We start from the raw sequence: 24,973 nt of genomic DNA, 5'->3' as shown, positions 1-24,973 counted from the left end.
TCTAAAATATTGAGAAATCTAGCCCTTTAAAATGTGCTATAATAGAGAAAACAAAGATAAGAGGTTTATCATGACAAAATTATATGGAAGCTTAGAAGCGGGCGGTACAAAGTTTGTCTGTGCTGTCGGTGATGAAAACTTTAATGTTGTGGAAAAAACACAATTTCCAACAACAACTCCTATCGAGACGATCGATAAAACCATCGAATTCTTTTCAAAATTCGATAATCTTGCAGGCCTTGCTGTCGGTTCCTTTGGTCCGATCGATATCGACAAAAACTCAAAAACCTATGGCTTTATCACAACGACTCCAAAACCTCACTGGGCAAATGTAGACCTACTTGGTGCCCTTCGCCGCTACCTCAACGTACCCATGTATTTCACCACAGACGTGAACAGCTCTGCCTATGGTGAAGTTGTTGCTCGTAACAATGCTGGTGGCCGTATCGAAAACTTGGTTTACTACACGATCGGTACAGGGATCGGTGCAGGTGTTATCCAACGTGGTGAGTTTATCGGTGGTGTCGGTCACCCTGAGATGGGTCACTACTATGTGGCTAAACACCCAATGGATGTAGAAAAAGAATTTAACGGCGTCTGTCCTTCCCACAAGGGCTGTTTGGAAGGCTTTGCGGCTGGTCCAAGTCTAGAAGCTCGTACAGGTGTTCGTGGCGAAAACATCGAACTCAACAGCTCTGTCTGGGATGTTCAAGCCTACTATATCGCTCAGGCTGCGGTCAATGCTACTGTGACTTTCCGTCCAGATGTGATCGTCTTTGGTGGTGGCGTTATGGCCCAACAACACATGCTGGACCGTGTGCGTGAGAAATTTACAGCTCTTCTCAATGGTTACCTACCAGTGCCAGACGTGCGTGACTACATTGTCACTCCAGCAGTCGCAGGAAATGGTTCTGCAACACTTGGGAACTTTGTCCTTGCTAAGAGTGTCGCAAAATAAAACAAACAAAAAATCCGCTTGGGAAACCAAACGGATTTTTCTATTCTCAAAACATCTGCCAGAAGAAATCAATAATATAGGTCAAACCATAAGTATAAACCACTAGGGTAAAGGGCTTGGTCAACACGATGATAATCATATAGCGTTTGAAGGTCATCTTGGTAAGGGCAGCCAGCATGCAGAGAAAGTCAGCTGGGCTAACTGGCCAGATCATCATAAAGATAAAGAACCGCTCGAAACGATTGCCCTTATCTAACCAACCGATGTACTTGTCATAGGTGCGCTTGCTGACGACCGACTGGACAAAAGCAGCCCCATAGAGACGGACGAGGTAAAAGATAATGGCACAGCCAATCACGATGCCGATATAGTTATAGATAGTTCCGATGATGTGGCCGTAAATAAAGACCCCAGCCACTGAGGTCAAAGCTCCCGGAATGATCGGAACAACGGTTTGTAGGATCTGTAAAAAGATAAAGAGTGGTGGTCCCCAAATCCCAGCTTGCTGGATAAAGGCCGATAGGGTTTCCTTGGACTGTAACACTCCTGCCTGATAGGCCCAAATGCAGAAAATCAAGGTGCCGACTCCCCCGACGATAGACGAAATATTGATGACTTGCTGCAGAAGGGGAGAAACAGCTTTCATTTGCTTATCCTGTGACATAGAAACTCCTTATAGATAGTATGATTCTACTATACCATATTTTTCTTATAAAGACTAATTTGATTCCTTATCTTGCTTTTTATATAAGTGTGGTACAATTAAAGAAGTAAGTCAAGAGATATAACGGTGAAAGAAATGTTAGATTTAAATTTTAAAGGAAGATGGAGAAAGTACCAAAAGGAAGTCTTGGATCGTTTTCAAGACTATCAAGCAGATAGGCATGTTCACCTAGTGGCGGCACCAGGGTCCGGCAAGACCACCATTGGTATCGAGCTAATCGCTCGTTTTGGCAATCCAGCCCTTGTCTTGGTTCCAACTGTCACCATTCGTGAACAATGGGTGGACAGGATTCAAACAGCCTTTTTAGAGAACGAACAGAAGATTTCAGATCTCGTTTCCCAAAACTTAAAGGAGATGAAGGCACTAACGATTGTGACCTATCAGGCTTTTCATAGCGCCATGAACCAATTGCAAACACAAGAAGATGGAGAAGCAGAGGATTTTGTGGGGTTTGATTTGCTTGCAAGTCTAAGAACTCAGAAAGTTGCTACTCTTTGCTTGGACGAATGCCACCACCTGCGCAATGAATGGTGGAAAAGTCTGGAAGCCTTTCGCAAGCAGTATGAACAGCTGCAAGTCATCTCCCTGACAGCGACACCACCTTATGACAGCGAGCCTGAACTCTGGGAACGCTATATCCGTATGTGTGGGGAAATTGACCAAGAAATCACGGTACCTGAACTAGTCAAGGAAGACACCCTCTGTCCTCATCAGGATTTTGTCTATATCTGTTCACCAACAGCTGAAGAGTCGGAACACATCATGCTGTTTGAAGATAGAAAGTGGGAGTATATCCACCAGCTTTTGGTAAATCCTGACTTTCAAGCTCTAGTGTCAGGTTCAAAGGTACTCAAAGGAGACATTTCATCTGATGTTCTACTAGAAGACCCTAAGTACTTGTCGGCTATTTTAATCTTTATGCATTCTCAGGGCTTGACCATTCCTGACTCTTTAGAGAATCTTTTGGGGGCGAAACGTCTGCCTCAGGTGAATTCCTACTGGCTCGAGCTGTTGTTGCAGAGCGTTCTCTATCAAACTCCAGATTGGTATGAGGATCCAAATGGATTTAGGGAAAAGTTAGAATCCGATTTGAAAGCACGGGGGTTGATCGAACAGCGACAGGTTTTTCTAGTCAAGTCCAAGTCTAGGGACAAGATTTTAAATCAGTCTTTGGGGAAATTGTCTGGTATTGCAGATATTTTTCTGACTGAGTATAAAAGTATGGGACAAGATTTGCGACAACTCGTCTTAGCTGACTATATTCGCAAGGATTTTGCCACCTATCTGGGAGATAATCAGGCAACAATTTCTCAGTTGGGAGTTCTCCCCTATTTTGAAAGCATTCGTCGGAAAGCTCAGGAGCATGAGATATCTGTATCTTTGGCTGTCTTGTCAGGGAGTGTCGTTATTCTTCCCATCAATGTGGCAGCAGAGTTGAAGGAACTCTTGCCTCAGGTTCATCTTAGTTTTTCGTCTATTGGTCAGTTAGACCAAGAGGATTATGTGCTGGTGGGATTCCCTAGTACGGCTAAGGGTATTGTAGCGGCGGTGACGGAACTTTTCCAACGCGGTCGGATCCAAGTCCTAGTTGGAACCAAATCTCTCCTCGGAGAGGGTTGGGATGCCCCTTGTGTCAATTCTTTAATCCTTGGAAGTTTTGTGGGGAGCTTTATGCTGAGTAATCAGATGCGTGGACGTGCCATTCGTACCTGGCAAGGACATCCAGAAAAGACTAGCAATATCTGGCATTTGGTAGCCGTTCAATCGGAGCCGCTCATCACACTCTCCGGAGAAGAGCCGACGCTAGATAGCAATCAGGATCTGCAAACCCTGTCGCGACGGATGGAACATTTTCTTGGACTGGCCTATAATCAGGAGAGTATTGAGACTGGTTTGGATCGTTTGGATTTTCCAAAGCCCCCTTTTAAGAAAAAGCAAATCAGAGAGTATAACGAACGGATTAAGATGTTATCCAAGGATCGAGCAGGTTTGCGCAAAAAATGGTACGATTCTCTCGTAATGGCAGATCGATTTGAGATTGTCACTGAAGTTGCGACTCAAAAACAGAAAATTCCAATCATGCTCCAGTTTGATGCATTAAAATGGGTTCGCATGTCATTGTTGCTGTTAGCAGTGGATTTGTTGGTCTTGTTGTTTAGAATGAGACTGACTGGAGTTTGGTGGCTTACAGCAGCCTGTCTCCTCTTTTTGTCCTTTGCATCTTGGCGCTACCTCTCCTATAAGAGTCCCTATAAACGCTTGCAATCTCTGTGTGAGCAGATCCGAAAGGTTCTGCTAGATTCGGGGCATCTAACGGACGATCAATCCCGTGTTCAGGTAGAGGAGGACAAGGAAAATTATATGGTTTTCGCCTATCTCAAGGGAGGAAGCATGAGGGACAAGGAGCTGTTTGTGCAGACTGTGGGAGAGTTCTTTGCTCCAGTGGACAATCAGCGCTATCTCTTGAAGGCAGAGAAAGTCCGACAAGGTCAGTCACCTTACTATGTCGTGCCTAGTCTTTTTGACAAGCGCAAGGAAGAAGCGCAGAAATTCCTTGACTTTCTGACGCCAACTATCGGACGCTATCACCTCGTCTACACACGAACAGAGGCCGGACGGAAAATCCTTCTCGAAGCTCGTATCAAAGCTCTCTCTAACAAAAACGACCGTATCTTGACTAAGAAGAAGGTTAAAAGCCAGTTGGAGTAGGGGCGTATGGGAAAATCCATCTGAAACATGATATAATATAGTAAAATTGTGCATTATAAAGGAGAGAATGATGCAAGTAAAACCAGAACTGGAGATAGAAAAACAACTGATCAACCAACTGGTAACTGGGGAAAGCCAATGGACTTATAGAGAAGACCTCAAAACAGAAGAACAACTATGGGACAATTTCTTTGAGAAACTGGCTCAAAACAATGTTGCTCTACTAGCAGACCATCCATTGACAGAGCAGGAAAAACGTCAGATTCAGAACCAACTGAACTTTGTCAGCTACTATGATGCTGCTAAGTGGTTGGTAGGTGAAAATGGCATTGCTAAAGTCGAAGTTCAAAGAGAAGATGCTAGCTTAGGCACCATCCGTTTGTCAGTCATCTGGAGAGACAATATCGCAGCTGGTAAGTCTAGCTATGAAGTTGTTAACCAAGTTGAGAGAGACAAGGCGAATCCTCTGGACCAAGACCGTAGACTGGATGTTACTCTTCTCATCAATGGCTTGCCCATGATTCAAATCGAGCTCAAGAGTTCCCAAGCTGCGTTTATCGATGCCTTTCACCAGATAAAAAAATATGATCGTGAAGGTAAATTCCGTGGCATCTACTCTAGCTTGCAGATGTTTGTTGTGACCAACAAGGTAGATACTCGCTATATCGCTGCAGCTCGTGAAAATAAACTCAACAAACAATTTCTAACCAAGTGGGTGGATAAGGACAATCATCCTGTGACAAACTTGACCAGTTTTGCCCATGAAGTCCTTTCTATCCCTCGTGCTCACCAGATGGTCATGCAGTATTCTGTCCTTGATGATAGCAAGAAATCTCTTATCCTCTTGCGTCCCTACCAGATCCATGCTATCGAAGCGGTGCAGGAAGCTTCGCGCCGTCAGGATTCTGGCTACGTTTGGCATACAACTGGTTCAGGAAAGACCCTGACTTCCTATAAGGTGGCGAGGAATCTCCTTCAAATTCCATCAATCCAAAAGACGATTTTTGTCGTTGACCGCAGGGACTTGGACCAACAAACCACTTCATCTTTCCTCTCCTATGCGACCAATGATGTCATTGATATTGACGAGACGGACAATACCCATGATTTGGTCAAGCGATTAGGAAGTAATGATAAGCGTGTCGTAGTGACCACCATCCAGAAAATCACTACTATGATGCGCAAGTTTGACCAAGGTCTTTACCAAAAAGATGCGGATAAAATCAAAGGACTCCGAGTGGCCTTTGTCGTGGATGAATGCCACCGTGCTGTTACGCCACAAACACAAAAGGACATTAAGACTTTTTTCCAACAGTCGCTCTGGTATGGATTTACAGGAACGCCTATCTTTAAGGAAAATAAACGCCAGCAGGTCGGTGACCTTGCCCAAATCACCCAGCAACAGTATGGAGATCGTCTCCATGAATATACGGTCAAGGAAGCCATCCATGACGGAGCTGTCCTAGGCTTTAAGGTAGACTATCGCAATACCCTCATCACGGATAAATCTGAAAATGACGTACCAGATACTGTCTACGAGGATGAGGAGCACATGCTAGAAGTCTTGGATGCCATTATCAATAAATCGCGCCAACAGCTAGGCTTCCAAAAGGGAGTGGGCAATACCTACAATGCCATCCTGACGGTCAAGTCCATCCCTCAAGCCCAAGCCTACTATGACCTTCTCAAAAGAGTCAAGGCTGGTCAGACACGAGTCAAGGTATCTGAGAGAGTCAAGATGGTCCTTCCGGATTTTCCAAAGGCGACCATCACTTACTCTGTCACTGAAAATGAAGAAGAGTCAAGAGCCAACCAAGACCACATGAAGCAGGTCCTAGAGGACTATAACCAAGAGTTTGATACCCACTTTACCATGGCGGATCTTCGTGGTTTTAATACAGATGTCAATAACCGTCTAGCTAGGAAACAGGATAAGTATCTCTATCGCAATGAACAGTTGGACTTGGTTATCGTGGTCAATCGTCTCCTAACTGGATTTGATGCTCCTTGTCTATCGACTCTCTTTATCGATCGTAAACCAATGCAACCGCAGGATTTAATTCAGGCCTTTAGTCGTACCAACCGTATCTTTGACTCCAGTAAGACCTATGGTCATATCATCACCTTCCAAAAGCCTTTAGACTTTAAGGAAGCAGTCGATAATGCCCTTAAACTCTACTCAAATGGTGGAGAAAATGAGGTCCTAGCTCCGAGCTGGGAAGAGGAAAAGAGAAACTTTTTGCGGAGTTGCAGTGATTTCCAAAATCTCATCACCGATGATCCTGAGGAAGGCCTTCAAATCGAGCAAATCTCTACACCTGAGTTGAGAAAGCTCGCCAAGGCCTATCAAGTCTTTGATAAATATCTAGCCTCTATCCGAGTGTATAAAGAGTATGATGAGGAAGAAATCTATGCCCAGACAGGACTAAGCGCAGAAGAATTGGAAAACTATCTAGGCTTTTATCAAAATATCCTTGCAGAATTAAAAAGTCGAAGAGATGATGGTGATGAGGATGGGGAACCCCTTGATATTCACTATGAACTAGAGTCTATCCAAGTGGATGAGATTAACTACGCCTATATCCTGACCTTGATCCAAAGCCTGATTGAGCAAGAGCAAAGCCAGGAAAAGAGTCTCAGTGCACAGGACAGAGAAGCAGTGGATACCTATATCCAAAGTCTGGAGAAGACCAATCCAAATCTCGCGCAAATCATCTCAGAGCTTTGGCAAGAAGTACAGGCAAATCCTGAACGCTACAGAGGTCAATCTATCGCCAATATTCTTGACCAGATGATTGAAGCAGTCATCCAGCAACATATCCAAGACTTTAGTAAGACTTGGTATGTGGGTGAAGACGAACTCCGCTACTATGTCAATCACTACCGCAAGGGAGCTAAAAAACAACTAGGAGAAAGTCAACTGACTAAGAGTCAGCGCTACAAGGACTATAAAGTTGAGGTGACAGATGCCCTCAATCCACTCCTCTATAAAAAACAAATCAAAGAAGCCTATACCCAACTCATCGAAGAAGTGATTGAGCCGTTGAGGGTTGGGAGATAGAGGAAAGTATTTTATTCTTATTCGAGGAACAAATATGGTTGAAAAATTTGATATAAAACAGTTGCGTTATTTTGCAATGACTAAGAGGCTTAATTTTCTAATTGGATCAGGGACTTCAGTTCCAGCCATACCTTTAATGTCTTTTTTCAAAAGTAAAGATAATTCAGATGAGGAAGCTAATAATTTACTATCTGATAAAGTTAAAGCAGTTTCAATGAAAGTTCTTGAAGATATTAGTAATGCTAATGATGAAGAAAATAATAAAGCAGCTTCAATGAAAGTTCTTGAAGATACTAGCAACGCCAATGATGAAGATAATATTAAAGCAGTTTTAAAAAGATATTCTGAATTTATTAAAGTTGTACTTCAACTTCTTTACCATGCAAATTCTAGACAAGTGACAAAAAATATCAATATTTTTACTACTAACTACGATCTCTTTATTGAGAAGTCACTGGATGAATTGATGAAATATGAATCATTTGTTTTTAATGATGGAAGTAATGGATATTTTAATAGAATTTTAGATAGTGCTAACTATAATAAGTCTGTTGCATATAGGGGATTAAATGATAATTACCTTAATGAACTTCCTACATTATCTTTGATTAAACCACATGGTTCGATGAACTGGGAAAGAGGGCAAGAGGACAATATTTTAATAAGGCAAAGTGTAGTTGAAAATCCTGTAGTAGTTAAACCAACTGGCTTAGAGGGTCAAGAAACGTTTCTAAACAATCATTTTCATGACATGCTAAGAGTATTTCAACTTGAGTTAGATAAACAACAATCTATTCTTATTGTTATTGGATTCTCATTTCAAGATAAACATATTGCTAAAATGTTGAACAGATCTTTGAAAAATCCTGAATTAAATGTCTTTATATTTTGTTATTCTGAATCTGATAAACAAAAAATATTAACAAATTTGGGCCTCAGTGATTGTCCAAGAAATTTGAATGTCATTGCACCTAATGAATTAGAGGAAAAGTATAAATCAAAGCAAAAAAGTGACGATGGAAGTGAATGGTTTAGTTTCGATATTAGCAATCTAACTGAGTTGCTTAGAGATGTATCTTTTGAGGAGCAGTTAGAATGAAAATGAGTATCAAAAAATTAGGTGTAATAGTAGGTGTTGATGGGGATATTTCTCAAGTTGGAATGTATCATTTATCTAATGATGCAGAGTACCTATGGCATGGTGACGTGTTACAAGGAGCAAAAATTGGAGCATATCTAACAATTTTACAGAACAATGTAAAAATTATCGCTTCTGTTGTTACTGAAAAAGTTGCTGATCAAAAAAATACAATTAGAAGCACAGAATTTGATAATCGTTTTTCAAAGAATTCTATAAATCGAATCGTTCATTTAAAAACTAAAGGTGTTATTGAAAACGGTGAATTCCAAGTAACAAGTCAATATGTACCTATGATTGGAAATGAAGTATGTATTACTTCAAAAAAAGACTTAGAATTAATATATGGGATTAATAAGTCTGAGCCAACTATTTCCATTGGACAGTCAATCTTAGAAGGTCAAGTTGTTCCTTTATCGATTAATAAAATATTTGCTTCTCATATTGGTGTGTTTGGGAATACTGGTAGTGGTAAGTCAAATACTTTGCATAAGTTATTCTTAGAACTCTTTCGGTCAGAATATCGAGAAAATATTTTAAAGTATTCAAAATTTTATATTATTGATTTTAATGGTGAATATACGAAAGATGATAGTTTTGGTGTGGCCGGTACCCATAAAAAAGTATTTAATGTTAAAACTAGGAGTAAAACATCAAAGAAAATCCCTATTACTGAGAAATATCTTTTTGATCCAGATATCCTTTCAATTTTATTTGGCGCTTCTTCAGCAACTCAAGTTCCATTTCTTAGGAAAGCAATGAAAGAGTGGAATGAAAAAGAACATACTGGAGAAGTTATTGCGAAATTTGTGGTTGGAACGTTGAAAAAAATTCTTACAACGGGAGATGCAGCATTATCTGATTCAAGGGATAATTGGATCAAAGTAGCAAAATCATACATAGCAAAAGAAAACTGGGGAATATTTATTCAAGTTTCCTCGTTAACTTATTATGCAACAACAAAAGCTTATTACACTCAGGGAGAAGAACATATTTATTTAAATGATAAGTCTGATTTAACTGAACAGATAGAAAAAAAGTTACAGATAGATGAAATTAGACAAGAACTTGCAGAAAGTTTTGATTCTTTGGACTTGATAGATAAATTAAAGTTCTTTTTAGATTTTCAGAAAGTTCACTATAGTACTTGGAAATCAACTAATATTGAGCATATTAATCCTTTATTTCATAGGATTGATACAGCTCTGAATAGCTTGAAGAAAGTTGTTGAGGTTAAAGAGAGTATTGAGGGAGATTTTTCTAGTCTAAATATTATTAATCTTGTACATGCTAATCAGGAAATCACTAGATTAATTCCTATGCTTATCTCTAAGATGATATATGATCAACAGAAAACGAAAATAGCTGGAAAAGATGTCACCTGTACTAGTCATTTGATTATTGATGAAGCACATAATATTTTAAATGCTCAGAATCATTCAGTAGGAGATACTTGGCAGGACTATAGATTAAATATTTTTGAGGAAATCATTAAGGAAGGACGAAAATTTGGTTTCTACTTAACTTTATCTAGTCAACGACCGGCCGATATTTCACCGACTATTCTTTCACAAGTTCATAATTATTTCATCCATAGATTGGTTAATGATAATGATTTACGAATGTTGCTGAATACTATGCCTACGCTGGACAAAACTTCCTTTAATAAAATTCCTAGTTTAGGTAAAGGAGAGGTTATAATTACTGGTAATGCTATTCAAGTTCCAGTATTTGTGAAAGTAGATAAAGAAGAAATCATTAGACCGAATAGTGATGATGTTATTTTGACTGAATTGTGGAGTTGAACTATGAGAAAAGAAGAAATATTTAGATTACTAGGAGTATCAGATGAAACTGAATTGGAAAGCTTATTGGATTATAAATCAGTTGAATATGCCGATGTAATTACTGAAGAAAATTATTTTATAATTAATCGTGAAACATCTAAGTATGGAATTCCATCGATTGAACGTAGCGGATTTGATATTAAAAAACATAAGTTACTTGAATTATCAATGGATTTAAATAAGCAACCATATATTTGTGAAGCATATCTAACTGGGGAAAGTTTGGATACTTTGGGAAGCAAGAAGAGAAAGAAATTAAAGGATCCAGTCAATTGGGAATGTGTTGCTTCAGATATATTTGCAAAAAAATATTTTCATAGAGGACATATTATTGGTCATTCATTAGCTAATGAACTTGTTAGAAATATTTATAATAAACAAAGTATAAATTTCTAATTATCTTTTTATATTTTCTTAAATGCTCGTAAAGCCTTATTCTATGTGCTTTCGAGTATTTTTACTGTAGGAAGATACTTCACGTTTCTTTGCATATTTCCTCATGTCTTAGCTGTCAGAAGTGGTAAATAAGTAGTAAATTCATTTGTACTACTAAGCAACAAGACGCTCCTGTTGCTTCTCTTTATTCAAGCGTTTCATTTCTGCCATTGCAGAATCGAATGTTGCATGTGCGTAATAGTTCAGCGTCATGGCTATATTAGCATGTCCCATAATGTACTGTAATGCCTTTGGATTCATTCCTGCATTTGCATAGTTGGTACAGAATGTATGTCGCAAACTATGTGGAGTGATGTGTGGCAATTTATCCTCGTTATACTTATTGTATTTCTTAACAAGACCTTTCATCATGCCGTTGTAATCACTTGCCACTTTTGGATAGTTCTTTCTATTAAGAAAGAGGAAATCACTATATCCATCAATCTCAACACGCTTATCATTCTTTCGATTCGCTAACACTCGCTTAAATGCTTGATAGGCTTCTTCAACCATAGGAACTTGACGTTCGCCACTTTTGGTCTTTGGTGTTTCAATGTAGTACCCAATTTCAGTATCTCTCAATAGCTGATGGTCTATATTGACAAGACGATTCTCAAAATCTAAATCTGGAAGTGTCAAACCACCAAACTCTGAAATACGAAGACCTGTTTTTAAGAGTATCAGAATTTCATCATAATTTTTGCTGTAGGTTTTATCAGCTTTTGCAAAGGCTAACAGTTTTTCTTCCTGTTCTTCTGTTAGTACGGTCTTAGGGACAGTATCATCATCAAGAACTGCTTTCAGTTGAAAGTCAAATGGATTCTTCCGAACACAATCATCTTGTATAGCAATATAGAATGAAGCCTTTAAAGAACGTTTGTAGTTATTGATGGTTTGATAAGCATAACCATTTTCACTCATTCTAATAGCCCATTCTTTAGCGTCTGATGGCTTAATACTGTCAATACTTCTTACACCTAACTTGTCTTTCTTCAAAATATCCATAAGATATTTGCGTCCAGTTTCAGTGTTTTTTCTAACCTTTGGTCTTTGAGCGTTCTGTTTTGCGTAAAGCTGGCAGAGTGTCATTTTCTTTCCTACAACATCAATACCATCATGAATGTCTTTCTGTAACTCTGCGATTTTCTCTCTAAGTGAGATACAATCACGCTTTCCTGCTGGTACTCGGTCTGTAGCCACAAGTTTCCACGAGTAAACAAATTGCGGTTCTCCAAATGAATCTATATATTTGTATAAGTATCTTCCGTCTTTTCGTTGGCTCTCTCCAGTCTTTAAGATTCGACCTTTATTGTCACGTCTTTTTTCTGACATGGCATTTGCTCCTTTCCTTTATGGAAAGAGCCTTGATACGACTTAATACTATTTTATCATATACAAGACCCTTTGGCGACGCTAGATTGCGTCCAATGTATCTATAATTTTTTCAAATTGTTTTCGTTTAATCTGAATACGATTGCCATTCATAATCAGCCAATTTGCATTTTTATTTTCCTCTGCCAAGCGTCGTAGCTTGTTTTCGCCAATACGAAAATATTTTGACGCTTCTTCAATGGTTAGGGTATAACGTTCCCAAATAGGAATGTCAGTCTGCTTCATAAAATCCTCCTTTCCAAATCACTTATTTGGATTTCATAAAAGTTGTTTTACCAGCAATCGAACAGCTTTAGCAAAGCTCACGGGAGTTCCACCCCTGCATGGTTCTCATGTAGCCATACTCATTGCCTGCGACGGTTTTATCACGCTCGGACTATTGACTGTATGGGAGTATCATTATCACGATAAGAATGTCGTTGCAGGCAATCCTGCTAAAGATTGCTTCTCGGATCACTAACATGAATCGCTCGCTATCTTTATAAGATAGGTCATGGCGGTTAGTTCCGTTGGCTCTTTTCTTATCGAAACGTATTCGATTACTTTTATTCAGTTTTCAAAGAACAATGGCTCGTTAGCCTATCAAAACACATTGAAAGCTCAATATGCTTTGGTGGAATAACAAACCTCCCTGTTCGGGAAGCGTGGAATGGTTTAGCACGCTTCCACGAAAGGAGAGAGGATATTACTTAATTTCAAATGACAAAATCTTTGTAATCAGTCTGGTTTCCATTCTTCCACGTAAGACTTCATCAACGACCATACTTTGATTGCCATATTCATCTTTCATAAGTCGTAGGGAACGCTTCGTTATGTACCCTCTGTAATGATGTAGAATCTGGTTAATCGCTTCGGTATCGCCATCTGTTGCCTTTACAATGAGAGGAAAGGGAATCATAGGATATTGTGTTTTCATTCTTCAAATTCCTCCATAAACTTTTTAATTAAGGCTAGTCCACTGGTTCTATGCCGATAGACAGTAGAACGGTTCAATTTCAACAGGTCTGCAATTTCTGAATCGCTCATGTCCATAAAGTAAAACAGCAGTAGAATTTCACGTTTCTTGTCTGGCAACTCACGTAATGCTTCACTCAACAAATCATTTTCAACGCCTACTGATAACCCATTGAGTGTAAAAATCTGAAAGTCAGTTGAATAGTTATCTGTTGTCGCAAACTGGCTAACAAGATAATCGCCAACATCCGAAAAGGACACCTCACGCTTTGCAATCCTTGAAAGATAAAGCATATAATTCTTTCGCTCGTCTTCCATAGCACGTTTACAGATATAGTCAAACTGATTTTCTATTGTGGTCTGAAAAGAAGATGGTTTCATGTTTCTCACCCCCTTTCTGTCTAGGAAAGGAAGTGAGCCTTGCTCGTTTATCTCCTTTCACTCTTAGTCCCAATGTGAAAGGGGGATTTGTTGAATTACTGATAAATAAACTTTGTAAAAAAGTTCTGAATAGCCAAAAAAGCATATAAACAGATTTATTTCTCTGTTTACATGCTTCTGTTATTCTATCTATATGATTTATAAAACCACATTGGTGGACGTACTTATCTATTGCAGATAGACGACTTTTTTTGACAAGAACCCAATGTAAGGAAATTTATTGTATATGATGTACTTCATGGCGACGTTGACCTCCAACAAACCGCCATTTGGAAGTAATATACAATATTTTAACAGCGTAAATAGCACTACCATATAACGGTTTTTTTTATTGGCGTTTAGTAGTGCTTTTTATTAAATATAAACCTATAAACCATATAACACGTTTTTCTATACCTGTTTTTAATTCAGTAGGAACAATAAAATGTATAGAGGTGGTCTACTATGCGTAAAAAAGAAGATAAATATGATTTTAGAGCCTTTGGTTTAGCCATTAAAGAAGCTCGATTGAAACGAGGTTTAACTCGTGAACAAGTGGGAGCATTGATTGAAATTGACCCACGGTACTTAACTAATATTGAAAATAAAGGGCAACACCCCAGCATACAAGTTCTTTATGACCTTGTATCGTTACTTCATGTTTCCGTTGATGAATTTTTCTTACCTGCTAATAACTTGGTAAAAAGCACCCGACGATTACAGATAGAGAAATACATGGATAGCTTTACAGACAAAGAACTATCCTTAATGGAATCTTTAGCCAGCGGTATCAACGAAGCAAGAAACATCGAAGACTAATTAAAAGAATCCATACATAACGGAAAGAGCCGATAAAATGAGATTGTATTAATCTCATTTTATCGGCTCTGCGTCTTTGCGTCTGGCTCTGTAATCACAGTTACTTTGAACTGCTTTATTTCAATTAAATTTTCTTGTCTGCATTTCGGACAATAGAGGGGGAATTTTTTTAATTCAGTATCTTCCCTTATCTTTAATCGTGTTTTATTTCCACATACAGGACACAATATCCACTTGTAGTTTATAATAACTATCTCCTCCTTTACACTTTAATTCAAATCTTTATTAAAAAATATTTCATCTTATTTAACAAGAAACCATATTTATATAACAACATAAAATACACTAAGTTATTTTATTGAACATATATCGTACTTTATCTATCCGACTATTTGGACGACGGGGCTGGCAAACAGGTTCACCGGTAGTAACATGGTACCCTTTTAACTCTGTTAAACAAACACTACGTCCATTTGTAAAGAAAGTTAAATCACTACGATATTCTTGAATACACCGAGCAGGGATTTCTCCACTAAGAATGACCTCATTATTTTTCAATTGAGTGTCTACGATGTTCGCACAATATTTAGGAGCATCGTTGTATGCTCGTGAAAGATATTCCTGTGGCGCATAAATTTTAAAACTAAGATATGGCTCTAACAATTCTGTTCCAGCTTTTTTTAAGACTTGTTCCAATACAATAGGAGCAAGCATCCGAAAATCTGCTGGGGTACTAACAGGGCTATAGTATAAGCCATACTTAAAACAGATTTTACAATCCGTCACATTCCAACCATATAATCCTTGTTCGCAACCATAGCGTATCCCTTCCATAACTGCATTTTGAAATGATTGATTTAAGTATCCAAGAGAAACCGAGCTCTCATACTGCATTCCACTTCCCAACGGAAGCGGTGATACAGATAAACCAATGGAAGCCCAGAAAGGATTTGGCGGCACTTCGATGTGAATGGTATATTCTGCATTTTTTAACGGTCTCTCCATATAAATGACTGTAGGCTCTTTTAGTTCTATCTCCACATGATACTTTTCTTGCAACAGTGCACTAATCACTTCCATTTGTACTTTCCCTAAGAAAGAAAGTATAATTTCATGTGTCGTAGAATCCACGTAATATCGTAGAAGCGGATCACTATCTGAGATTTCCAAAAGGGCATCAAGCAACATTTCTCTCTGTTCAGGTTTACTCGGTTCAACAGTTGTTTGTAGTAGAGGGTGCGGATTTTCAATCTTTTTTCTCTGTGGCAATAGTTTTGTATCTCCAAGAACACTATTTAACTTCAAAAACTCATTTTGCAAAATAACAATTTCTCCAGAATAAGCTCTATCAATCTTACATAATTCACCATTTATTGAAGTATACATTTCTGTAACTTTTATTTTTTCTTTTTCTGATACTCTAACCGAATCTCGTAAATGTAGTACTCCACTATAAAGGCGTATATATGCAAGACGTTGTCTTTTTTTTGTATATTCAATTTTGAAAACATTTCCGCAAAGTTCAGACGGACCTCGATGTGTTGATGAATAAAATTTATTCGTAATCACTTCTATAAGGTTATCAATCCCTATATTGTTTTTTGCACTTCCGTGATAAACAGGGAACAGGGAACAATTATGAAATCTTATGCTTTCCTCTTGTTCGAGTTCCAATGCTTCTAATGATTTACCGGACATATATTTCTCTAAAAGGTCATCGTTTCCCTCTATTACCGTATCCCATTGTTCAGATTCGGTAAAGTTCGTCACACACATATTAGGATACAGTTCTACCTTCTGTTTGATTACAATTTCGGCAGAAAGTTTCTCTTTAATATCCTGATAAACCGTTGATAAATCAATTCCATTTTGGTCAATCTTATTGATAAAAAAGATTGTGGGAATCCCCATTTTCCTAAGTGCATGAAATAATATACGAGTTTGTGCTTGTACGCCATCTTTTGCAGAAATCAGTAGAATTGCCCCATCTAAAACTGATAATGAACGATATACTTCTGCTAAGAAATCCATATGTCCTGGCGTGTCTATGATGTTCACCTTCGTATTTTCCCACTGAAAAGAGGTTATTCCTGTCTGAATTGTAATTCCTCTCTGACGTTCTAAAAGCGTATTATCCGTCCTCGTTGTACCTTTGTCCACGCTTCCTAATTCTGTAATCGCTCCACTGTTATATAATAAGCTTTCTGTTAAGGTAGTTTTTCCTGCATCAACATGAGCTAAAACTCCAATATTAATAATTTTCATGTGATTTTCCTCCATTCAAAAACCCAAAAGGGCATAAAATCCCAGTGATAAATACTTTTATCACTGGGATTTTTATGCATAACCATAGGTATACAAAGCATACAGATATTCTCTGGATACTTTAGAATCACATGATAAAGGTATTCTTAAACTGGGTACAAAAAACTAAGCCCTCCTAAAAAAGGACATCTAATTATTTGTTCCCGCTATCAAATTGACAGTTTATTTAAGAATACCTTGCCGCATATTTATTAACTCCTTTTAAATAGTCACTTAAATAATAGCACGTAAGAGCATATTTGTAAAGGAATCTCCAATTTTTTATCAAAAAGAGTACATGATTACAAAGTATCTGTAATCATGTACCAATATTTGTTATTTTACAATCTTCCAATTACTCCCGTTCTTTTCAAGTACCAAATCAAATTGAGATACCTGCGTTGCTTTGGTCTGCTGGTCGATATACTCCACTGTCAGCGATACCGTGACTTGATTATCCTTACGATTGTGAATAGGATTTACCAGTTCTTGAAAGATGTACTCTTTTCCGATTGGTTTTAATATCCCGTCATTCACATAGTAGGAAAGTTCACTGGCTGTCGCTGTAGGATAGAGCTTGAAGAACGTCGTTAAAAACTCATTGATTTCATTGGTTGTAATGGAATCAACCGTCCCCTCACTTTCAATGGCTTTTGGTTTATAACTTGATTTCTTAGGTATGTTGGTAATGGTCGGATTCTTAACCAGTACCATATTTCCAGAACCATCTACATAGACACTCACTATATAAGCAGAGTGGACGGTCTTTGTATTTTCTCCCTCTGTAATGAGCTGGTCTACACTGTAGGTTACATTAAACTCATTGTCGCCAGTTGGCTCTACCGTCCATATCTGAAATCCTCTTACAGAAGACGATACAGGAATATCTTTGCGTACTGTATCAACATTGAGAGCTTGAAGTTCATCTGTCAGATAGCCTTTTAGACTTTCCATTCGATTATCAATGGACTTATCGGATTGCTCCCATGAATAGTAGACTTTCGCAAAGTTCTCTACAAAATTTTCTACATGATGAGTATCAACGTATTCCTTTTCTATGATAGTTGTTTCGTGAATAGTATGAGTATCTATAGCTGTAAAGTGCTTGAATATCGCAAAGCTGAAACTAAGCCCTAAAAGTACCCACAAGGCAATCACAACCTTTTTATGAGGATTGACCTTATAGACACGAGGTTTCTTTTCCTTTGGTATCTGTTTTTCTTTATTCTGATTTTTTCTAAATTTCATCATTAAATCTTCCTTTCTCATTGTTTGATTCGTCCTGCTCCCACTAAATGCTGTTGCCAGTAGGGGCTTGTTAAGTCGGCATAACCGATTGGGTCGCCTGCATGAAACATACGGTTATTGCCAAGGTATATCCCAACATGAGTAATATAAGAGCCAGCGTTATAGGTAGAATGAAAGAAAACCAAATCGCCAGCTTGTGCTTCCGATAGTGGGATATGCTGGGTCACATCATATTGCTGTTGTGCGGTTCGTGGTAAGTTAATTCCAGCTTTTCCATACGTCCATTGTGTCAGTCCGCTACAATCAAAAGAAGTAGTCGGGGAAGCTCCACCGTAAACGTATCGCCAGCCCTCATATTTCAGTGCTTCGTCCATGATGGCTTGTACCGTATCATCATCAAACTCTGTTGTGACAAGATACTGCGTTACCAGTTGCACATAAAACATATTGCCATAGTTGTATCGCCAGCCCCCATTGATAGGTATGGCTATGGGATTGGGGTAAGACACTTTTTCGCCACCTGAATACTCTTTTGAGAAACTTTGAGCCAGTTCAAAGGTATATTTATTTCCACGATTAGCCACATACCCTAAGAAACCACCACCATAATTGTAGGACTGGATAACCGATTCTAAATCTACACTGAGCCTTTCGCTACTGGCTAATAATTCACTGAAATACTTCACACCTTGCTTAATGGATTCTTCTGTACTCAATGAATTAGGTGGAAGACCGAGGGATTCCGAGGACTGCATAACATCTTCCGCAGTACCGCCCGATTCCACCTGTATAATCGCAAGAAGTATGTTGACATATTCTTCAACGCCATATTCTTTGGCATATTTTTCTACCATAGGCTTATGAGCCAGCACTTCTGCGGAAACATTCACACCTCCATAATGAATATTGGAAATTCCGCTGTCCTGTTCATCTGAAAATAAAATGGCAACAAACAGAAGCAGTGAGAAGACCATCAAGAATAATCCAGAACCACCAATCACTAAAGTTTTCAACTTCATGGTTTCTTACCGACTTTCTTAATGGTGGCGGTTTTGATTGGTGGTCTACTTCTTGTATTTTGTAGTGGTACTCTTTGAACAGTAGACGGACGTTCTTTTGTGATTGGACGTTGTGAAGTTCTATCTGCTGTAGTGGTTGAAGTTGCTGGCTTTTGAACGGTTTTTTCTTGAACGGTATTGCCTTGGCGTTCCACTTTTGGACTTGAAAAATCGGACTTAACTGCTGGACGCTCTTGTTTGGCTTGTTGAGATTCCTTATATGAAGTCTGAATATTAGACTGTTTTGAGGTCTGTTCATCATGATATTGTTCTTGTCTTGTAGTCGGTCTTTCATGAACAGAAGAAGCAGGCTGTTTTTTCTGTTTGACCTGTTCCATTTCAGAGCGACGCTTCGCAATGGTTTTTCGCCTTTGTTCCTGCTGTTCCTTGCGTCCACTGGCTCTGTCCGCTTTGGTTTGAGAAATACTACTGGTTAAATCACGGACATTCTCTTTTACTTTGGATTTTCCTTGATATACTGCATATCTTGCATTGGTCGGCAAATCTTTAACCTGTTCTTTCAAACCACTAGCAGTGTCTACCATTCTGTCTTTGGTATCAGCTACTGTACCGATGGTTTGACCGATACGTTTTCCAAGTGTTGATTTTTCCTTTCCGTCTGGTCGGGAGTGATCTGCTTGTGTCCTTGCAGAACTCCCCGAACCCGACTGTCCTTTTTTACCTGTAACAATGGCAGACCCAGCCCCTAGAGTAGTCATGGAACGTCCAAGTTTCCGCTGTAGACGGTGCATGTGAGCGTGCATAAGCATACGAGGTTTTCTCATCACACGACTTCCCACACTTTGAGAATCGTTACTCTGTAGAGAAAACATACTCATTAAATCGCCCAGCTTGAAGTAGATTCCTGCAAAGATCACAATCTGTAGAAAAGCAATCAAAAAGAACGGATAACCAGCCGATAAGGTATAGAGCATGGTTGAAATACTAAATGCTGTCGTAATAATCAATGTGATTCCAGCTCGTGTCAAAATGGTATTAAAGAGCTTTGTTATGGCTCGTTTTGACATACCATCAAATGATGGAATCATGCTTAAAATAAAGCTCACAGGCAGAAACATAGCATAGATGATAAAAAGTACCTGCGAGAAAATCATGATTCCTGTTAATAGGAATACAAATATGGAAATCCCAATATTGAAGACAAATAGGAAGAAGACTGTACCTAAACGGTTAATGGTCTTTGTAATGGTTAGATTGGTATTGCTTCTGTCTTCAATTTCTTCCGCAACAATTTTTTCTCTGTCTTCGCCATTGTTGGAATCTGGGCTGGTGGAGAGCAGGCTTTCCACACGGTCAATACCGATACTTTCAATGTCTGAACTGTTGTATTGAAGCAGTAGCCACGGTTGCTGAACCTGTATGGAAAACAGGCTATCTCTGATTAAGTCCACGCTGTCCTTGCCTTGACTATCGGAATGGGGCATGACAATCTTCGTGCCAAGTGATAAACTGGCATTACTGATGTCTGATGAAAAGTCATTGATTTTTTTAATGTAGTCGGGAGCGTAGGCAATAAAGGAAGCCGATAGGATAAACACCAGCACAAAATTCATAATGGCATGAATTGCCTTTGTGGTTTCTCTCTTTATCAGTCCCGTATAGGCAACATAAACCCCAAGAACCAAAATCAAGAGTAAGAGGAATCCAACATAGAAACCCTCTGTTGAAAATCCGTTTGCACTCACACCAGCTAAGGTCTGCATATTCTTACCAATGGAATCTGCTGTAGCGGAAATGAAGTCTAAGGAATAGGCTTCCTGTACTAAGTAACCTGTCGCATTGGAAACATACAAACTGATTGTCCAAATAAAATTGGTAATGGCATATAGTCCATACATGACCTGTTTTCCAATCCCGTCCGACCAGTTCCACGGAAGCCAGCCCCAGCTATTATCCACATAAAAATCCAGTTGATAGTTTTCAAGTGGGTATCGGCTGTATTCATTTGCCACATTGACCGTATCATCTACCAAGCCCGCAGCTTGAACCACCGTTCCCAGCATGGCTAAAAGAAAAATGGCAATCACAAGTGTGAAAGCCACTGTCATTGCCACTTTACCTAGACGTTTCAGCGTCCAGTTTGATTTTATTCTGTTTACTATTGATGGTTTCACATTTACACCTCTTTTCGCACAGGTGGTCTGGTATCAAAGGCATGGAGCAGTTCTTCAAATACAGGGTGGAACTGTATCACACCGACACGACCATATAAATCACTGATAAGGCATTGCCCGTTTTCCAAATCACGCAATCGCTTCTGATTGTTTTCGTCCTCTGGGTCTACACCAAAAAAGGCTAAGGTCTTTTTAATCTCGTTAAGGTCAGTGGAACGAAATGCAAATTTTAAGCCGAGGTTATTTTTCAGTTTTTCATCTAAGAGGTCGTCTGTATTTTGGGTCACGAAATATACCCCAGCGTTCATAGCACGACCAGCCCGAACCAGCTTCATAGATAGTGTTTTTCCTTGTGCTACCTGTAAAAAGCTCCATGCTTCGTCTAAATCTACAATCTTGAAAATGCTTCGGTCTGTATGGATAAAGTCTAAAGCAAAGGTACTAATGACAATCAGCATAGCAACGGATAAAAGCTCCATAGTGGTATATTCCTCAAAGGAAGTTTCCTTGTCGGGAAGTACCAAGTCCGCAACCTGTATAATGTTCAGTTGTTTTTCTAAGCTGATAGACTGCTCCACATAACCATTACTGAATAATAAATGTGCAAAGTCATAGTCTGTAAAACTTTCGATATGGTCGGCTATACTGGTACTTAGTGGCGTATTCTCAACCCGTAATTCCTCAATCACTTTCATCAACCCTCGTACTTCACTATTGGTTACTGCACGAATGGCTTTTCTAAGGATTGGGAAGCGTTCCCCATCACGAGAGGAAATCCCCGTAAGGAATGTCAGAATATCAATAGCCAGTGATTCAGAATCTTTGGGATTTTTCATAATCACATAAGGGTCAAGTAAGCCTTTGTTTTTCTCATCAGAAGTCAGAGTGACGATATTGATTTCATGGGAAATCTCTGGCAAGGTTTCTTTCCATCTGCCACGTTCTGCTTTTGGGTCTACAATCACTGCTTGTGCCCCATAAAGCACCGCATAATAGACGATAAGGTTATTCGCAAAGGATTTACCACCACCCAGCGAACCAACAAAAGCCGACGCTAACGCATTGGTTACTGAACCCTTAACCCCTTGACTGGCAAGAGCAGGTTTCAGATAGACATTGCGTCCAGTATCTAAGCTGTAGCCAACATAAATCCCCTCATTTTCCCCCAGCATTTGAGTAGCACCAAAACCTAAACCAGCGAGGAAATCAGAGGTCACGTATTGAATATAATCATTCATATAACGCTTGCTGGCAGGTAAAAATTCTTCATGTAAGCCGAGCATATCCCCAAATGGTCGTACCAGTTTTACGCTTAAATCGTCATAAAAATCTTTCACTTCATTACAACGACGTTTGAGTTCGTCAAGATCATTTGCTGATACCCTTACCACATAAGACAGCTTGTACATAGATTCCTTGCTTTGGTCTAAATTGGTTTCCAGCTCATTCACACTTTCCAGAGCTTCCGCCACATTGGAGCTGGTTTCATTATCACTTTGCCAAGCGTGGTTATCCAAGTCTTTCAGTTCTTTCTTTTTATTGCGGACAGTAGATAGGGCTTTACGATTCGCTACAATTTCCACATTCATTGACGTATCAATCGGGAATGTAAATTGCTGTTGCTGGTAGTAGAAGATTTCAGAGGACGGGAAGTCCAGTTCTCCGACAATGCTGTTAATGGTAAAGTAAGCTACATAGACGGTTTCATCTTCCTGCTGGATTTTCAAATATCGCTGTTTTTCTTCCACCAAACAGCGAGTAGGCTTAATCAAGTCATAGTATTTAATCAGCGTTTCATTATCCAGCTTTTTCTTTGATAGATGGTACTCATACTCTTCATAGGCAGTGCCTGTCTGTCCGTAAAGGTGTTCAATCAGATAGCCGAAGTCGTCCTTATCTAACCTGCGGATTTTGAAACGACGAGAGATTTTATTTTCTAAGAGCTTTTCCATCTTCTGAAAACGCAGGATTTCATCATTACTCATACTAACAAAATCGCCCATCAGCTTATGGTTCACATCATAGACAAAATCAGACAAAGCATTTTTTGCTTCAACGGTAAGACTTTTCATAGAAAACTCCTGATCGTTGAGAAGCAACTTAAAGCCGATAAAGAAACGGTAGTTCACTTGATTTTCGCCAATCATGGATATTAAAGCGTCTGTCTGTTGGTCGATTTTGTCATAGGCAACCGCTTTGAGCTTGCCAGTGACTTCATTTTTGGAACGCTCTTGTGCAGAACGTATGCTGGATTCTGTACTGATTTGTAAAGCATGAATTTTGCCATCACGATTTTGTGCGATAAGCTGTCTGAAAGAATCATGCACTTGTATTTTCTGTTCTGGACTTAGAAATGAGTAATTGTAAGGAACAAGCTCATAGTAAGCATAACATTCCCCGTCTTTATTCCAGACGAGATTGTTTTCAATGTATTTAATTGGATATGCCATAAAATTCACTCCTAACTGCTGTAATGGCTTCTTGTGGCTGGTTTCTGCCAAGCGTTACTTTTTTTCCTGCATAGGTCAGCTTTGGTCGCAGTGCATAAGCAATGACAGACTTCAAAAATCCATAAGGCTTTTTACCATCAAAAGTTTTTGTAGACATAAACCATGTGAAAGCCACAGGAATCCCAAAGTATTTGAGAAATGCTCCCTCTATCATGGAAAGAGGGGGCAAGTTGCCAAGTATCATCACTGCAAAGAGTGACACGACAAACCATGTCATTTGCGTAAAGGTTATGGGAAACGGAAGTCTAAAATCATTGATAGAATACAGTACCTTTTCCACAGACCAGATACTGGTATAGCTTCGTATTTTCTTCATGTAATCAATCCTTTCATAAAAAATAGGGGTAGCTGATTGAGCCACCCCGTAAAATAGAAAATCTGCCAGTAGTAATGTACCGACAGATTTAATAGACGATTTCAAAAATCCCATGATTGGTTGAGATAAACGTTCCTGAAAGGTCTAAATCCCGACCATAGGCTTGATAATCAATATAGTTTTGAAGACTAGCTGGTACTTCGCCTAAAGCACCCGTTTCTTCAATGTAGTAGCGTGCCACGTCATACATATCATCACAATCGGAATGAATGATAATATCCTCTTGATGTTCGCTTAGTTCTTCAATGCTTGAAAAATGAGTGAGCAGAGCAGATAGCTCCGATTGTAATTCTTCGGGTAATTCCGATACCATTTCCCATAGTCGATTGAGTTCGCCAATGGAAGTGTATTCGTCAACCGTAAAGGGTAACTCGTAGTCATGAATGGCGTATTCCTCATATTCATCATTCAAGCCGATTTTCTCTTTGACTTCCTCAAAGTCAATGGGAAAGGTAAACCACGCACCGACCAATTCGCCCTCATTGTATTTGCCTAAATTCGCAATATAGACTTGCATATCGTCCATATATTCACGTCCTTTCTTTGTAGAGATTCAAAAATCCCTACCGCACTTCGTTTGGTGTACCATTCCTTTGCGGAACATAAGAAAACCACTTATATTCCACAAAAGAACGGTTTTATTTAAGCACCAATAATGCGATTGAATAGCTCTAGTAAAATGTCTTTTACTCCAGCAGCGTTGAAGACTAAGCCAACCGCAATAATCGCAATAATTAAAAAGCCAATCAGTTTGCTAAACTCACGCTTGAAGCCAAGATACAAGCCAATCACAACGATTGCTAAAAGCACCAGTGATTGAGCGTTTGATAGAAACCAGTTATAAAGGTTTTGTCCAAAATTCATAAAAATGTTCTCCTCTCTATA

General features: G+C 39.1%; 21 protein-coding genes. 7 read left to right on the top strand and 14 right to left on the bottom strand.

The annotated features are described in order from the left end of the window. The first annotated feature begins 70 nt into the window (after positions 1-70). The gene (scrK, locus tag HMPREF0850_RS11420; RefSeq protein WP_000164294.1) at positions 71-958 is read left to right on the top strand and encodes a fructokinase ScrK; all 888 of its coding nucleotides are present in this window, start codon (positions 71-73) and stop codon (positions 956-958) included. Positions 959-1,004: 46 nt separating this feature from the next. Here scrK and HMPREF0850_RS11415 read toward each other — a convergent pair whose 3' ends face one another. Further along, positions 1,005-1,622, bottom strand: a complete 618-nt coding sequence (locus tag HMPREF0850_RS11415) for a TVP38/TMEM64 family protein (protein WP_000076173.1) — start codon at positions 1,620-1,622, stop codon at positions 1,005-1,007. 135 nt (positions 1,623-1,757) lie between these two features. Between HMPREF0850_RS11415 and HMPREF0850_RS11410 the strand changes: the two genes are divergently transcribed. The 5 genes from HMPREF0850_RS11410 (at position 1,758) to HMPREF0850_RS11390 (ending at position 10,833) form a co-directional block, all read left to right on the top strand. Further along, complete coding sequence (locus HMPREF0850_RS11410) at positions 1,758-4,391, top strand: DEAD/DEAH box helicase family protein (protein WP_025168408.1); 2,634 nt, start codon at positions 1,758-1,760, stop codon at positions 4,389-4,391. Positions 4,392-4,458: 67 nt separating this feature from the next. Further along, on the top strand, positions 4,459-7,452 hold the full coding sequence (locus HMPREF0850_RS11405; protein ID WP_029705128.1) for a type I restriction endonuclease subunit R: 2,994 nt from the start codon (positions 4,459-4,461) through the stop codon (positions 7,450-7,452). 34 nt (positions 7,453-7,486) lie between these two features. Beyond that, on the top strand, positions 7,487-8,551 hold the full coding sequence (locus HMPREF0850_RS11400) for an SIR2 family protein (RefSeq protein WP_000229487.1): 1,065 nt from the start codon (positions 7,487-7,489) through the stop codon (positions 8,549-8,551). Further along, complete coding sequence (locus HMPREF0850_RS11395) at positions 8,548-10,395, top strand: ATP-binding protein (protein ID WP_000784066.1); 1,848 nt, start codon at positions 8,548-8,550, stop codon at positions 10,393-10,395. Before HMPREF0850_RS11400 ends, HMPREF0850_RS11395 begins: the two co-directional genes overlap by 4 nt. Before the next feature lie 3 nt (positions 10,396-10,398). Continuing rightward, entirely contained in the window at positions 10,399-10,833 is a 435-nt protein-coding gene (locus tag HMPREF0850_RS11390) for a hypothetical protein (protein WP_001224322.1), read from the top strand. Positions 10,834-10,986: 153 nt separating this feature from the next. Here HMPREF0850_RS11390 and HMPREF0850_RS11385 read toward each other — a convergent pair whose 3' ends face one another. The 4 genes from HMPREF0850_RS11385 to HMPREF0850_RS11370 all read right to left on the bottom strand — a co-directional run bounded on the left by HMPREF0850_RS11385 (position 10,987) and on the right by HMPREF0850_RS11370 (position 13,599). Further along, positions 10,987-12,204 (bottom strand): tyrosine-type recombinase/integrase, encoded by a 1,218-nt coding sequence (locus HMPREF0850_RS11385; protein WP_001291561.1) that lies wholly within the window; start codon positions 12,202-12,204, stop codon positions 10,987-10,989. Between the two features lie 81 nt (positions 12,205-12,285). Further along, a complete protein-coding gene (locus HMPREF0850_RS11380) occupies positions 12,286-12,489 on the bottom strand; it encodes an excisionase (protein WP_000814511.1) in 204 nt (67 codons plus the stop codon). A gap of 460 nt (positions 12,490-12,949) precedes the next feature. After that, positions 12,950-13,180 carry a helix-turn-helix domain-containing protein gene (locus tag HMPREF0850_RS11375; protein WP_000857133.1) on the bottom strand — a complete coding sequence of 77 codons (231 nt, stop codon included), beginning with the start codon at positions 13,178-13,180 and terminating at the stop codon, positions 12,950-12,952. Beyond that, complete coding sequence (locus HMPREF0850_RS11370) at positions 13,177-13,599, bottom strand: sigma-70 family RNA polymerase sigma factor (protein ID WP_000804885.1); 423 nt, start codon at positions 13,597-13,599, stop codon at positions 13,177-13,179. The genes HMPREF0850_RS11375 and HMPREF0850_RS11370 overlap by 4 nt, the downstream gene beginning before the upstream one ends. A 504-nt stretch (positions 13,600-14,103) precedes the next feature. Between HMPREF0850_RS11370 and HMPREF0850_RS11365 the strand changes: the two genes are divergently transcribed. Then, positions 14,104-14,457: a helix-turn-helix transcriptional regulator gene (locus HMPREF0850_RS11365; RefSeq protein WP_001227347.1), complete on the top strand. Its 354-nt coding sequence runs from the start codon at positions 14,104-14,106 to the stop codon at positions 14,455-14,457. A 59-nt stretch (positions 14,458-14,516) separates the two neighbouring features. On the opposite strand, the gene HMPREF0850_RS12895 is transcribed toward HMPREF0850_RS11365, so the two are convergent. From HMPREF0850_RS12895 to HMPREF0850_RS11320, 9 genes are all read right to left on the bottom strand, one after another. After that, positions 14,517-14,702 (bottom strand): cysteine-rich KTR domain-containing protein, encoded by a 186-nt coding sequence (locus tag HMPREF0850_RS12895; protein ID WP_011058338.1) that lies wholly within the window; start codon positions 14,700-14,702, stop codon positions 14,517-14,519. Between the two features lie 100 nt (positions 14,703-14,802). Further along, complete coding sequence (gene tet(M), locus HMPREF0850_RS11355) at positions 14,803-16,722, bottom strand: tetracycline resistance ribosomal protection protein Tet(M) (protein ID WP_000691727.1); 1,920 nt, start codon at positions 16,720-16,722, stop codon at positions 14,803-14,805. Between the two features lie 375 nt (positions 16,723-17,097). Next, the gene (locus HMPREF0850_RS11350) at positions 17,098-18,030 is read right to left on the bottom strand and encodes a conjugal transfer protein (RefSeq protein ID WP_001224319.1); all 933 of its coding nucleotides are present in this window, start codon (positions 18,028-18,030) and stop codon (positions 17,098-17,100) included. Continuing rightward, complete coding sequence (locus HMPREF0850_RS11345) at positions 18,027-19,028, bottom strand: bifunctional lytic transglycosylase/C40 family peptidase (RefSeq protein WP_000769868.1); 1,002 nt, start codon at positions 19,026-19,028, stop codon at positions 18,027-18,029. Before HMPREF0850_RS11345 ends, HMPREF0850_RS11350 begins: the two co-directional genes overlap by 4 nt. Continuing rightward, positions 19,025-21,202 carry a CD3337/EF1877 family mobilome membrane protein gene (locus HMPREF0850_RS11340; protein WP_009014083.1) on the bottom strand — a complete coding sequence of 726 codons (2,178 nt, stop codon included), beginning with the start codon at positions 21,200-21,202 and terminating at the stop codon, positions 19,025-19,027. Before HMPREF0850_RS11340 ends, HMPREF0850_RS11345 begins: the two co-directional genes overlap by 4 nt. A gap of 2 nt (positions 21,203-21,204) precedes the next feature. Next, positions 21,205-23,652, bottom strand: a complete 2,448-nt coding sequence (locus HMPREF0850_RS11335) for an ATP-binding protein (protein WP_000331160.1) — start codon at positions 23,650-23,652, stop codon at positions 21,205-21,207. Further along, positions 23,636-24,028 (bottom strand): conjugal transfer protein, encoded by a 393-nt coding sequence (locus HMPREF0850_RS11330; protein WP_000723888.1) that lies wholly within the window; start codon positions 24,026-24,028, stop codon positions 23,636-23,638. Before HMPREF0850_RS11330 ends, HMPREF0850_RS11335 begins: the two co-directional genes overlap by 17 nt. Positions 24,029-24,116: 88 nt before the next feature. After that, positions 24,117-24,614 carry an antirestriction protein ArdA gene (locus HMPREF0850_RS11325; protein ID WP_000342539.1) on the bottom strand — a complete coding sequence of 166 codons (498 nt, stop codon included), beginning with the start codon at positions 24,612-24,614 and terminating at the stop codon, positions 24,117-24,119. A 116-nt stretch (positions 24,615-24,730) separates the two neighbouring features. Next, complete coding sequence (locus tag HMPREF0850_RS11320) at positions 24,731-24,952, bottom strand: hypothetical protein (protein ID WP_001009056.1); 222 nt, start codon at positions 24,950-24,952, stop codon at positions 24,731-24,733. Positions 24,953-24,973: the final 21 nt, after the last annotated feature.

Origin of the sequence: Streptococcus sp. M143 (assembly GCF_000162495.1) — a bacterium.
GTDB classification, from domain to species: Bacteria; Bacillota; Bacilli; order Lactobacillales; family Streptococcaceae; genus Streptococcus; species Streptococcus dentisani.
The sequence above is the reverse complement of the archived record's forward strand: the minus strand, read 5'-3'. Positions and strand labels throughout refer to the sequence as shown.